4 protein-coding genes are annotated in these 14,981 nt (G+C 28.8%); all 4 read left to right on the top strand.

The features are described 5' to 3' along the window. The first annotated feature begins 2 nt into the window (after positions 1-2). Positions 3-4,448, top strand: coding sequence for an SDR family NAD(P)-dependent oxidoreductase (locus LCI24_RS09985; RefSeq protein ID WP_274640256.1), 4,446 nt, complete (start codon positions 3-5; stop codon positions 4,446-4,448). Between the two features lie 2 nt (positions 4,449-4,450). Continuing rightward, positions 4,451-10,747 carry a condensation domain-containing protein gene (locus LCI24_RS09980; protein ID WP_274640255.1) on the top strand — a complete coding sequence of 2,099 codons (6,297 nt, stop codon included), beginning with the start codon at positions 4,451-4,453 and terminating at the stop codon, positions 10,745-10,747. Between the two features lie 3 nt (positions 10,748-10,750). Continuing rightward, on the top strand, positions 10,751-11,746 hold the full coding sequence (locus LCI24_RS09975; protein ID WP_274640254.1) for a TauD/TfdA family dioxygenase: 996 nt from the start codon (positions 10,751-10,753) through the stop codon (positions 11,744-11,746). 166 nt (positions 11,747-11,912) lie between these two features. Further along, positions 11,913-14,963 (top strand): amino acid adenylation domain-containing protein, encoded by a 3,051-nt coding sequence (locus LCI24_RS09970; RefSeq protein WP_274640253.1) that lies wholly within the window; start codon positions 11,913-11,915, stop codon positions 14,961-14,963. Positions 14,964-14,981: the final 18 nt, after the last annotated feature.

Raw genomic sequence — 14,981 nt, 5'->3', positions numbered from 1 at the left:
TCATGGAAAAACAGAGACAAATTAATAAAAAGGACATTGCTGTAATAGGTATTTCTTGTGAATTCCCACAGTCTAAGAATATATCTGAGTTTTGGGAAAACTTGATTGAAGGAAATGAGTTACTTCATTTCTATTCAGATAAAGAGTTGAAAGAGTTTGGTATTTCAGATGCTACTATTAAGAATAAAGAGTTTATAAAAGTAAAAGCTGAAATAGAAGAGTTAGGCGGTTTTGACTATGCTTTTTTTGGATACACAAAAGAAGAAGCAAGTTGTATGGATCCGCAAACAAGAATGCTACATCAGTTAACATGGACAGCATTAGAAGACGCTGCATGCAATATTGATACTTATAAAGGAAAAATAGGAATGTATACATCTATCTCTGATAATTTAAATTGGCAGGTACATTCTATGTTACATCCAAATTCTAAAGTAAATTCTTTTTACCAATCTCAGCTATCGAATAAAAACTTTGCTCACACTTTAGTCTCTTATAACTTAGATTTTAAAGGACCAAGTTTACTAATTGATACGGCATGTTCAAGTTCTTTGGCATCATTACATGTTGCTTGTAGAAGCTTATTATTAAAAGAATGTAATATGGCAATGGCTGCTGGAATTAGCCTTGATAGTACAAAAAACAAGGGCTACTTTTATCAAGAAGGAATGATTTCTTCTAAAGATGGACATTGCAGACCTTTTGATCAGAATTCTTCTGGAACTGTTGGAGGAAATGGAGGAGCTGTTGTAGTTTTAAAAAGATTAGAAGAAGCCATAAATGATAGAGATAATATTTATGCCATAATAAAATCATCAGCTGTAAATAATGATGGAAGAGAAAGGATTGGTTATACGGCTCCAAGTGTTAAAGGACAATCCACATGTATAAAGTTGGCTCATCGAATAGCTAATATACCTTTAGAATCAATTTCATATATAGAAACACATGGTACAGCAACAAAGTTGGGTGATCCAATAGAAATAGAAGCTCTGAATAAAGCGTTTAATTACAATACAGAACATAAATGTGCTATTGGTTCGGTTAAGTCCAATATGGGACATTTAGATGCTGCAGCGGGAATAGCAGGCTTGTTAAAAACAACATTGGCTCTGAAGAATAAAAAAATTCCTAAATCTTTACATTTTAATACCCCAAACCAAGAAATTAATTTTAATGAAGGGCCATTTTATGTAAATGATCAGTTAAAGAATTGGGAGTCAGATAACGAATATCCATTAAGAGCTGGAGTAAGTAGTTTTGGAATTGGAGGTACTAATGTACATGTTGTTATGGAGGAACCTCCAGTTCTATCTAAAATAAATAAAGAAAAAAAATTTTATATAGTTCCGTTTTCTGCAAAAACGAAAAAGTCTCTTTTATCATATCAAAGAAAAATATCAGAGTTTTTAAAGGAAGGAAAAGGAGAGTTGAAAGATCTAGCTTATACTTTAAGTATAGGAAGAAAACCCTTTACTTATAGAAATACAATAGTAGCAAAGGATTCTGCATCTGTTCTTAAAATGTTAGAGCAAACAGAGATTATTGAAAATTCTATTACAAAGGCAAAACAGAGACCAATTATTTTTCTATTTTCTGGGCAAGGGAGTCAGTATTTTGGAATGGCAGAAAGGCTTTATAAAGAAAATTCTTATTTCAAAAGTATAATTAACAGTGGGCTAAGTTATTTAGAAGCTTTGACTGGAGAAAGCTATAAAGAAATACTAGGGTATGAATCAAAAGAATCATTCGATAAAAATTTAATAAACGAAACAAAATACACGCAGCCACTCTTGTTTTTGGTAGAATATGCACTAGCTAAGCAAATGATATTGTTTGGAATTGAGCCAACAGCAATGATTGGTCATAGCTTAGGAGAATATGTTGCAGCATGTATCAGTGAGGTTTTTACATTAGAAGATGCATTAAGAATTATTGTAAAAAGAGCTGAGTTGATGAATGCTTTGCCGAAAGGAGTAATGTTAGCTGTAGGAGAATCTTCAGATAAAATAGAAGAATCTTTACCAAAAGAATTGAGCATTGCAGTAATAAATACAATAACTTCCTGTGTTGTTTCTGGAGAAGAAAAAATTATTGAAGATTATGCTACCTATTTGGAAAGTATAAATGTACCTCACAAAAAATTAAAAACATCTCATGCATTTCATTCTAAAATGATGAATCCTATTTTAGATGTTTTTGGAGAGTTTTTAAAAGAGGTGAAGTTTTCTAGTCCAAAATACAAAATCGTATCTAACTTGACAGGTAAAATAATCTCTTCAAATGATATGATATCACCTGAATATTGGTGTCGCCATCTAAGAGAGACTGTATGTTTTTATGACGGGATTACAACTATTTTAAGTAATTATAAAGAATCAGTATTCATTGAATTAGGTCCAGGCAATACTTTAGAAACGTTTAGTAAGCAGCATCCAAACTTTAACTTAGGTTCAGAATGTACAATATCAATGATTTCTCATCCTAAAAATATTGAAAGAGAAGTGAGTTTATTTGAATCTTCTCTAGCCAAACTGTGGGCTTTAGGATGTTCAGTTAATTGGGAAGAGTATTATAGTGATGATAAAAGAAATAAAATTTCAGCACCTACATATTGCTTTGATGAAAAGAATTTTGAAAGCAGTGTAAACCCATTAGAAGAAATAAAAGGAAAGGTAGAACTTTTTCCAGGGATGAAAAGGAATATATCTGAGTGGTTTTATTTTCCAAATTGGAAAAGAAGTACTTTTTTAAATTCAGAACTTACCCAAGATAAATCTAAAAAATATTTGGTTTTCATAAATGATGAACCACTAATTGAAGATGTGGTTAAAATTTTAGAAAATGAAAGGAATCAGGTTGTTAAAGTTACAAAGGGAGAAGATTTTTTAAAATATGATGACTATAATTATTGTATAAACTTTCAAAATAAGGAGAATTATTTAGCCCTTTATGAAGAGCTAAAAAGGAACTTTAATAGAATAGATCATATTATTTATAGTTGGAAAACAAAAGATGAAATAACCGTAACTGATTATTTTCTTCATCTTATTGAGGTGGGTAAACTAACAATAAACTTAGCAGGAGAAATAGGTAATAAGGTTACTTTTTTATTAGAGTATGGGAATAATATTTATGGAGATGAAATATTAGATGCCAAAGCAGTAATATCTAATAGTTTACTACAGGTATTAGAACAGGAAAACCCTAAAATTAAAGTTTCTAGTATTGATATTTTTAACAACAAGTTTAATGTGAGTGCTACAAGTATAATTGATGAAATTAAAGGTGATAAAAGCTCAATTAACATAGCATATAGGAAAGATCAAAGATGGGAATTGTTCTATGATAATGTAAAGCTACCTAAACATTCAAATGAAGAGACTTTAAAAGAGAATGGACTTTATATAATTACTGGAGGACTAGGAAAGCTAGGAGGAATATTAACCAGGTATTTAAGTGAAAAATATAAAGGAACAATTATCTTATTAGGAAGAACAAATATTGAAGGTTACGATGTAGGAAAGAATCCAAAAATAGATAGTAAAATTAGCTTGTTAAAAAATTTACAGGAAGAATTTGAAAATATTTATTACTGCCAAGTTGATGTATCAGATAACGATTCATTACACAAGGTATTTGAAAACATAACTAATGAGCATGGAGATATAACAGGTGTTATTCATGCAGCAGGTGTAGTAGAGCATGATAGTTTTAAAACTTTTGAGAATATTTCACAAAGTGATGTTGAACAGCAATTCACTCCAAAAGTTTTAGGAGTAAATAATATATACTCATTAAATAAACAATTTCCTATAGGTTTTGTCTGGATTGCATCTAGTTTATCTTCAATTTTAGGAGGACTTACTTTTACTTCTTATGCAAGTGCAAATAGGTATTTAGACGGGTTTATTCAACAAAAGAGAAATAAACTTACTAACTGGTTTTCTGTTAATCTAGATGGCTTAGTAGAGGAGAGAATAAGTGATGCTGAAATGATAGAAGTTTTCGAAAAATCTTTTATAATAGGGAAAGAACCTCAGTTAATTACATCTGTTAGAGAAATTAAAACAATAAATGAAATTGAGAAGGAAGAAGAATTTCATAATGAAAATTTAGAAGATGACTTTATTACTGAAAGGCCAGATATTAGTACAGTATATGAAGAGCCAGAAAATGAGATACAAAGAAAAATATGCTCTATTTGGGAAACTTTTTTTGGGTATAAGAAAATAGGGGTTTTGGATGACTTTTTTGATTTAGGAGGAGACTCTTTAAAGGCAATGACTTTATTAAAAAAAATACAAAAGGCCTTCTCGGTAGAAATAAAATTACAAGAGTTTTACACAAAATCAACTGTTAAAGATATTGCTGAACAAGTTGAAATTCTTAAAAAAGTAGAGTTGATGCAAAACCAAAGTAAGAAAAAAAATACAATAAAAATATAGTTATGATTGATTTGATAAATGAACTAGAAGAAAATAAAATCCAAATATCTTTAGATGGAGAGGATTTAGAGTTAAGTTTTGATAGTCAAGATATTAGTTTGGAGTTGGTTGATAAAGTAAAGACAAATAAAAAAGAATTATTGTCTTTTCTGAAGAGAAAAAATAAGACCAAACTATACGATGATATTCCAGTAATAGAAAGTAAAGAGTATTATCCAATTTCACATAACCAAAAAAGAATATGGATTCTAAATCAATTTGAGGGAGGTTCTGTTGTTTGGAATATGCCTGTAACTATTAAGTTAAAAGGAGAGTATTCTGTAGAAATTTTTCAAGAAGCATTAGAAAATATTATTGAGAGACATGAAATTCTTAGAACTGTATTTGTAAAGAAAGAGGACGGTGAGGTATATCAAAAAGTCTTAACCTCTAAAGAGTTTAATTTTCATTTGAACTATTTAGATTTAAAAGGGAGAGATAATGCAATAATTAAAGCGGAGGAATACATAAATAAAGATTCATCTTTAACGTTTAATTTAGAGAAAGGTCCTTTGCTGAGATGTTCTTTGTTAAGAATTGACAATAATGAGTATTTGTTTTACTTGAACATACATCATATAATTAGTGATGGTTGGTCATTAGAGGTTCTTCAAAGAGATATCATGGCTATGTATAAAGCAAAAGAGAAAAAGGAGGTAGTAAATTTACCAAGCTTACCTATTCAGTATAAAGATTTTACTTCATGGCAGTTAAATCAATTAAATAATGCCATAGTAAGTAAAGAGGCAAAGTATTGGAAGAATGAATTAGTAACACCACTACCAAGTCTAAATTTACCTACCCTTAAAAAGCGTCCTAAAATATTAACCTATAATGGAGGGCATTACAGAACTTATCTTGGAAAAGAAACAACCAAGAAATTAAGGGAGTTTTGTAAAGAAAGTGGAGGAAGCTTATTCATGTTGTTATTGGCTAATTGGAATGTTTTATTTCATAGGTATTTGGGGCAAAAAGATATTATAATAGGAACCTTAGTTGCTGGAAGAGACCATCCTGATTTAGAAAATCAAGTAGGGTACTATGTTAATACATTAGCACTTAGGAATGAAATAGAACCAGAGAGTAGTTTCCTTTCTTTTTACCAAAAGGTGAAAGATAAAACCATAAATGCGTTTGAACATCAAATGTACCCTTTTGACAATTTATTAGAAGAGTTAGATGTAGAAAGAGATGTTAGTAGAACGCCTATTTTTGATGTTTTATTGGTGTTACATAACATAAAAGAAGGAGTAAAAGAGTATGAGAATCTCAATAAAAATCAAATTGAAGATATCAGCAATTTGGGAAAGACTTTTTCTAAATTTCCTTTAGAGATTGAATTTAAGGAACTAGGAGATTATATATCATTTGATATTAAATTTAATTCAGATATATATGAAGAGAGTTTTATTAAAAACTGTATGATTCATTATAAAAAACTTATAAATGAACTTTTATTTGCTCCTCAAAAAAAAATAAACAAAGTAGAGTTTCTAACAGAAGAAGAACGTTATAGGTTATTGCATACTTTCAATAGTAATAAAGGAGACTATCCTAAAAATAAGAGAGTCATTGATTTTTTTAAAGAGCAGGTTTTTAAAACGCCAAATAAAGTTTCTGTAGTTTATGAAAAGACAAAATTGACCTTTCAAGAATTAGATAAATTATCAGATGAGTATGCTACTATTCTTTCTGGAGAGTACGGTTTAAAATCTGGACAAAATATAGTAGTAAGTTTATCCCATGACTGTGATTTAATGGCAATATTATTAGCTGTAATGAAAATTGGAGCTATTTATATTCCTGTAGACCCAAAATCACCAAACGAAAGAGTTAATTATATTTCGGAGTTAAGCTCCAGTGTAAATATAATTGACAAAACTTTACTGAATGACATTAAAAGAAAGCAGGTTGTTTTAGAGAAAGTAAAAACCAATTGGGATAAAGAGGTTGATAGTGAAATTGAGTTTATAATTTATACTTCGGGATCAACAGGTGTTCCCAAAGGGGTTTTAATAAAAACATCTAGTGTAAATAATAGATTGAACTGGATGTGGAAAAAATATCCTTTTGAGAAAGATGAAGTTTGTTGTGCCAAAACATCAATAAGCTTTGTAGATCATATTTGGGAGTTTTTTGGTCCTTTGTTAAAAGGAATTCCATTAGTATTTTATAGGAAAGAGGATATAATTGATATTCCCTCATTTATAGAAAGTTTAGGAGAAGAAAAAATAACAAGAATAGTTTTAGTTCCTTCACTTCTAAGAGCAATATTGGAGTTTCCAGAGTTATGTAGAGTTAAATTAGAAAATTTAAGAGTCTGTATTAGTAGTGGAGAAGCCCTGAAAAAAAGAGATGTATCAAGGTTTTATAAAGTATTAAAAAGAAATAATGTTAGATTAATAAATATTTATGGGTCTACTGAGGTAACTGCAGATGCAACTTATTATGATACCTATAATGATTATTTTACAGAGTCTTCCTTTAAACTTTTCAATACTACACTTAGAGATTCTGTTAATGAATTAATTGAACATCAGGATAGTAGTTTGAAAATAGTATCGAGTTCGTTAAACGAATTATTAGAGAATGATAATTTTCAGAAGGTTGATTTTAGTAAAGGGGTAAATGAAGAAAAATATATTGAGTTTCTAAAAAAAGATATTTTACCTAATGTAGTAAATGTGGCTTCACCTAATTATATAGGGCATATGACAGGGCCTGTTCCAAAGTTTATTAGAGAAATTAACGCATTAATAGTTGCTCTAAATCAAAATCAGGTAAAAATAGAAACATCTTTGGTAGCTACGCTTATTGAAAATCAAGTAATAGGAACATTTCATAAGTTAGTTTTCGAAAAAGAATCTTCTTTTTATGAAGAATATGTTCAAAGTCCAGAAGAGGCTTTAGGAGTTATTACTAATGGAGGAACAATGTCCAATATAATGGCCATGAGCTATGCTTTAAATAATTCGTTAAAACCTAAAGAAGGTTTTAGAGGAATATCAGAAGAAGGGCTAATGGAAGGAATGAAAGCATATGAATATGAGAAAGTTGTAATAATTGGTTCTGAATGGTGTCATTATTCATTTGGTAAAGCATTAAAAATATTAGGTTTAGGTAAAAATTCTTTTGTATCCATTAGTTTTGAAGATAAGGCTTATGAAGAACTTAAAGATGAAATTAGAAGCAAAATTAAGCGATTACGAGAAGAGAAAACACTAATACTGAGTATTATTGGGGTTGCAGGAACGACTGAGTCTGGAAATATAGATCCTTTAAAAATTTTAGGAGAAATAGCTGCCGAATTTAATATTCATTATCATGTAGATGCTGCATTTGGAGGAAGCTTTTTAATGGATGATTCGTTGAAATTAAAATTTGAAGGAATTCAAATGGCTGATACCGTTTCTATCTGTGCACATAAACAACTTTACATTCCTATTGGGTTGAGTTTATGTTTGTTTAAAGATATTGATTTTGCTTCATTTTCAGAAAATAATACACATTATCAAGCAAGAAAAGGGAGTTATGATTTAGGAAAATATACGGTTGAAGGTTCAAGAAATTTTATGAGTTTAACGCTTCATGCAATTTTTCATGTATTAGGAAAAGAAGGTTTTGCAGAAGTAGTAAAGCACAATTATAATACAGCCCAGTATTTTGCTGAATTAGTTGGAAAAAGCGTTGATTTTGAATTAGTATTACAGCCAGATTTAAATATTGTATTATATAGATACATACCAGAAAAGTATAGAGGAAAATTAAAGTTTACAGAAAAAGAAATAGAAGAACTAAATGAATTAAACGAAAAAATTCAAAAAAAACAATTTGAGGAAGGAAATACATTTGTTTCATATACTAAAATTAAGAAAAAAGAAAATTTAAATAGGCATCTTGTTTTTAGAACGGTATTTATGAATCCGTTTACAAATGAAGGTAACTTAGAAGCAGTTTTAGATGAACAAAGACAAATAGCTTTTTTAATAGAAAATAAAGCAGAGTTTGAAGAAATAGATGAAAAAGGAACAGTTCCAATTGGTATTCCTATAGAGAATGTAAAGGTTTTTATATTAGATGAGTATCTAAATATACTACCTATTGGTGTTGTAGGAGAAATATGTATCAGTGGTGATTGTGTTTCAGAAGGGTATATTAATTTCTCAAAAGAAGAACCATCTAGGTTTATAGATAGTCCGTTTGAAAAGGAAGAAAAATTATTTAAAACAGGTGATTTAGGCAGAAGATTAGAAGATGGAAATATTGAGTTTATTTCTAGAAAGGATGATCAAGTAAAAATAAGAGGAAATAGAGTAGAGTTAGGAGAGATTGAGAATAACTTACAAAAACATAAAAAAGTAAAAAATACTGTAGTTATCCCTAAAGAAACAGACAATGGAGAATTATTTTTAGTAGGTTACTTTGAATCGCAGGAAGAAATTTCATCGGTTGAGTTAAGAAATTTCATGAAAGAGTTTCTTCCAGACTACATGATACCACAATATTTTGTAAAGCTTGATAAAATTCCTTTAACTACAAGTGGGAAGATAAATAAACAAGAATTACCAAATGTAGATTATAATACTTTTCAGCAGGTAAATAATTATGTAGCGCCAAGAAATGATACAGAGCTAAAATTGGTGGACGTATGGAAAAGAGTACTTAGGAAGGAAAAAGTTGGTATTTATGATGACTTTTTCGCTCTAGGTGGTCATAGTTTGAAAGCAACGAATTTAATAAATGAGTACCAGAAAATTTTTAATGTCAAATTAGGAATTAACGAGATATTCTTAAATACTACACTTTATTCTCATATAAGTTTATTAAATAAAGCGCCAAAGAGTAATTATCTAAAAATTGAAAAGGCAATAGAAAAAGAGAGTTATGTATTATCAGGATCTCAAAAGAGATTATGGATTGCAAGTCAGTTTTCTAATAGTTCGGCTTCTTATAACATGCCTTTTTCTATTGAACTAAATGAAATTTATGATATTAAAATATTCAGAAAGGCAATAGCAGCTTTAGTCGAAAGGCATGAAATATTGAGAACAATTTTTAAAGAGAACGAGCAAGGTGAACTGTCTCAATGGGTGTTACCAAAAGAAGTTTTATCATTTGAAATTCCATGTTTTGACTATTCTGACAAAGATTATGCTGTTGATAAAGTAAAGGAATTAATAAAAGAAGATTCTTATCAGGATTTTGATTTAGAAAAGGGACCATTATTTAGAGTATCATTATTCAAAGTAAATGAGAATAAATACATTTTTTACTACAATATGCATCATATTATTGGAGACGGTGTTTCTTTAGAAATTATAAAACGAGATGTCATGTCTTATTATGATGCTTTCATAAATAATGAAGTACCTAACTTACCAAGTTTGACTGTTCAATATAAAGATTATGCAGAGTGGCATAACTCTAAAAATAAAAGTGAAGAGTTTAAGGAGTATAGTAAATTTTGGAGACAAAAATTGAATGGTAAACTCACAAGATTAAAGTTCCCTGGAGAAAAATCGAGACCAAAGACAATAACACATGATGGTAGAAATTTGTATTCATATATTGATTCAGAGTTAACAAATGACTTGAGAAAGATATGTAAGGCAAATGGGGCTACCTTGTATGTTGGTATTTTAACAGTATGGAAAATACTTTTCTTAAAATATACTAACCAAACAGATATTATTATAGGTACTCCAGTGGCAGGTAGATATCATGATGATTTGAAAGATCAAATAGGATGTTATATCAATACTATTGTTCTAAGAGATAGATTAAATTTTGAAGAAACATTCATTGAGACTTTCGAGAAAATTAAAAAGAATGTTCTTGAAAGTTTTGAAAATCAAGAATACCCATTTGAGAAGATTGTTGAAGATTTAGAAGTTAGTAGACTGACTGATAGAAATGCAATTTTTGATGTAATGTTTTCATTTCATAACACAGCAGAAAATATAAAAGAAAAGAAAGTTTATGACACAGAAAATATTGAGGATAGAGGGAATGTTCAAGTTAAATTAGATCTTTTAATAAATTTTGCAGAAGAAGGTAACTTTTTCTATATGGATATAGATTATAATACCTCAATTTTTGAATCATCTTTTGTAAAGAAAATGATAAGAGATTACAAGTACTTATTAAGAGAGTTAATAAACGAACCAAATAAAAAGTTGAATGATATTGATTTTGAACAAGAACAACGAAATCAATTGAAACAAAAGAGACAACAAAAACTAAAAAACTTGTTAAAATAAGCCATGATAGATCGATTGAATAAGTTAAAGAATACTAATGTTAAGAGTATAAATGTTAACGAAGAAAATATTGTAGAAAGTGTAAAAGATGTAACTCAAGGTTTTCCTTTAGTTATTGAAACACAAAGCACAAGTCTTAACTTGAAGTCTTGGATTCATAATAACAAAGAAAAGTTTGAGCAAGATATAATAAACTATGGTGGAGTTTTATTTAGAGGTTTTGAAATTAATTCGGTAGATAAATTTCAAGACTTAATGAATGTTTTCCCAAATGAATTACTAGAGTATAAGTTAAGGTCATCTCCAAGACATTCTATATCTGGTAATGTATATGTGTCTACTACTTATCCTAATGATCAAATAATAAATATGCATTCAGAGAGTTCGTATGCACCCGTTCATCCATCAAGAATAATTTTTTGTTGTGTAACTCCCGCGTTGAAAAACGGAGAAACTCCTATCGCTGATACAAGGAAGGTATTAAAAAACCTATCTACTGAAACGGTTGAGAAGTTTAGAAACAAAGGGATAAAATATAGGAGAGTGCTTAACGGAGTTCTTGGCTTGGCTTGGCAAGAAGTTTTTCAAACTAATAATAAAGAAAGTGTAGAAAAAGAGTGTTTAAATAATGGAATGGAGTTTTCTTGGAAAGGGGATAATGAGCTTGTAATAAGTTGGACAAAAAAAGCAATTTGGAAACATCCTATTACAAATGAAGAAATATGGTTTAATCATGGTTTATTTTTTAATAAATACATGTTAAATAAAAGAGTATTGAGTTCGATTTCTGATGATGAAAAATTACCAAACAACACTTTCTTTGGAGATGGTACAGAAATATCTAAAGAAGTTATAGAAGAAATCAATAATGCATTTATAAAGTCAACTGTTTCTTATCCATGGGAAAAAGGGGATGTACTTTTTTTGGATAACCTATTAATGGCTCATGGAAGAAATACATACGAAGGAGAAAGAAAAGTTATAGTCTCAATGTATTAAGCTTTTTTTACTTAAAGAATAACTATTAAAAATAACGGTTAATCATAAAATATAATTAACCACATACCCATCAATTTAATCTTATAAAGAATATAACTACCAACACATAACCTTATATGTGCTGGTATAGTACTGCATAAACTTAACTAAAAAAGAAACTTTTATTATGAATTTAGAATTAAGCGGAAATGGATATGAACTTTCCGAAAATCAAAAAAATCTCTGGTTAATCGGAAACAAAAATTTAAACACTTTTTTTAATGAAGTAGTTCTTCAATTCTCTGATAAAGTAAAATTAGATGTTTTAAAGAGCTCGTTGATAAAACTTCTTAAGGAAAATGAGGTATTGAGGGCTAGAGTTTTAAATCATGAAAATTATAAATATCCACTTCAAAAAATAGAGGATGTTAAAATAGAAATTTATGAATCGGCTGATTCGGAATATAATAGAACATATAATCCAGAAAACGATTCTCCTATTCGTTTTAAAATAATAAAAAAAGATAATCTTATTGATGAGTTACATGTAAAAATATATTCGTTATGGTCAGATAGCTTTTCAATTGTAAATTTTACAAATCAATTATCGAGCTTTTTAGAGAATAAAAAAGCAGAAGAAACGGAAAGGATTGAATATACAAAGTTTTGTGCTTGGCAAAATGAGTTACTTAAAGAAGAAGATGAAGAAGCAAAACTTTATTGGAAGAACAAAAAGTATAATTTAAATCAGAAGGTATATCCATTTGTAAATAAAAAGAATGGTGATTTTGCTGTAGAAAAAACAAAGTTAGTGAAAATTGATGGAGGGAAATATGAAGACTTAAAAGGTTTAGCAGAGAAATATAACTCAAGTATTGAAGATTTCCTTTTTTATAAATGGTCAGAATATCTAAGGTTATTTAAAAATGAGGAATTAACAATAGGCTATATACCGTTTTTTAGAAATTATGATGAATTAAAAAACACTTTTGGCTATGTTAATAAAACGGTTCCAATAACTTGTTTTAAAAATGAAGGAGATACTCAGAAAGAGGGTATTGAAAGCTTAATTAATGAAGTTAAAGAAACTAAAGAATGGTCTGACTATTTTACTTTAGACAGAGAAATAGATTCAAATAATAATGAAGGAAGAATACTTAAATACTGTTTTGAATTCATAGAATTTAATGAGCAAAAAAAAATAATAGTAAAAGACTTTTCTTCTATACAAGACCCTTTTGAGTTAAAACTTAGTTGTGTTGATTATGGAGATAGTATTGAACTTGAATTATACTGTAATGTAGGTAATATAAATGAAAAGGATTGTGAAGTTATAATAAGTCAAACTAAAGAATATTTTCAAAGTTTAGCTGAAAAAATAATTATTACAAATGTAGAGAATGAAATAATAAATAAAGTTAACAATACTAATAAAGAATTAGTTGTAGGTAACAATGTAATTAATTTAATAGAAGAAAGAGCTGAAGAATACCCAAATGATGTTGCTTTAATAGTAGCGGGAAAGAATATTTCTTACAAAGAACTTGAAGATAAAGTAAACAGGTTAACTAATTACTTAATAAATAAAAAAGACGTTGTATCTGGAAATGGAGTTGCTATCCTAATGAAACCATCAGAATGGTCTATTATAAGTGCATTAGCAGTGTTAAAAGCAGGAGCTTACTATGTACCAATAGATGAGAGTTACCCAAAAGATAGAGTTAATTATATTTTGAACGATGTACAATGTGAGTTACTTATTTCTTGCGACGAATCAGTAGATAGGTTTGAATTTGAAAATATAAATATTCTTATTCCTAATAAAATACAAGATTATGATAATGATTCTGCTTATCCTATTAATCTTATAAAAGAAGATAGCATTGCATATTGTATTTATACTTCAGGGTCAACAGGGAAACCAAAGGGATGTTTAGTCTCACATAAGAACTTATATAATTATATAAACTGGGCTAACGAATTTTATTTTTCTAATGACAACTTGGGGAATTTTGGATTTATAACGTCAATGTCTTTTGATTTAACAGTTACAAGTGTTTTCTCTCCGTTAACAAGAGGTAAACGAATAACTATTTTTAATGAAGAATCGATAGTTAATACTATTAAAAAAGCATTTATAGATTCTAGCATAGACACTTTAAAATTAACTCCAGCTCACTTAACCTTACTTAATGAGCTTAATTTAGAGTCAACACCTATTAAGAAAATAATTTGTGGAGGTGAACAGTTAAAGCCAAATCATTTAGATGTTGTTAAAAAACTATCTAATACTATTCAATTGTATAATGAGTATGGTCCTACAGAAACAACAGTTGGTTGTGTGGCAAAAAAAATTGATTTAGAATCAAAAGAGAGAATATTTATAGGAAAACCAATAGGCAACACTCAAGTTACTATTTTAAATGAAGAAGGAGAGAGATGTCCTATTGGCGTATCAGGAGAAATTTTAATATCAGGTAATGGAGTAGCTCAAGGATACTTAAATAACGATGAATTAACATCAGAGAAGTTTATTAAATCTAATTTTTCAGAAGAAGAAAGAAGTTATAAATCTGGTGATATAGGAAGATGGCTGTCAAATGGAGAAATTGAATATATAGGTAGAATTGATAATCAAGTTAAAGTAAATGGTTACAGAATAGAACTTCAAGAGATAGAAAATTTACTAAATAAAAGAGAGAATATAAACGAAGCAGTGGTTTTAGTAAAGCAGAATAATGATTTAGAAAAGGAAATCATAGCTTTTATTAAAACAGAAGAAGAATTATCAGAAAATGAATTAAGAGGTTTTTTAGAGAATTCGCTTCCTGAATATATGATTCCAAATCTATTTATAAAAGTCGAAAACTTTCCTTTAACAATAAATGGAAAGATAGACACTATAAAACTATTGTCAACTACATCGGAAAATGTAATAACAAGTTCAATGTATGTTGCTCCATCTAATGAAATTGAAGAAAAGTTAGTTGAAATATGGGAAAACATTTTAAGAAGAGAAAAAATTGGTGTAGAAGATGATTTTTTCAGTATAGGAGGAGATAGTATTAAGGCAGTAAGGATAGTTTCCGAAATACAACAACAGTTTAATGCAAAAGTGGATCTTATTGTACTATTCCAGGAGCCAACAATAAAAGGATTGGCAGAAATGGTAAAAAATGAACTTTGGCATGAAATAGAAGAAAATAAAAACGAAATAGTAGATAAAACAGTTATTTAACTATTTAAAAAACAAAGA

Origin of the sequence: Tenacibaculum larymnensis, assembly GCF_028829235.1 — a bacterium.
GTDB classification, from domain to species: Bacteria; Bacteroidota; Bacteroidia; order Flavobacteriales; family Flavobacteriaceae; genus Polaribacter; species Polaribacter larymnensis.
This window is presented reverse-complemented; position numbering and strand designations above follow the sequence as displayed.

Coding starts and splice junctions, on each gene's coding strand:
- LCI24_RS09970 (WP_274640253.1), top strand. CDS start 11,913: ATGAATTTAGAATTAAGCGGAAATGGATATGAACTTTCCGAAAATCAA.
- LCI24_RS09975 (WP_274640254.1), top strand. CDS start 10,751: ATGATAGATCGATTGAATAAGTTAAAGAATACTAATGTTAAGAGTATA.
- LCI24_RS09980 (WP_274640255.1), top strand. CDS start 4,451: ATGATTGATTTGATAAATGAACTAGAAGAAAATAAAATCCAAATATCT.
- LCI24_RS09985 (WP_274640256.1), top strand. CDS start 3: ATGGAAAAACAGAGACAAATTAATAAAAAGGACATTGCTGTAATAGGT.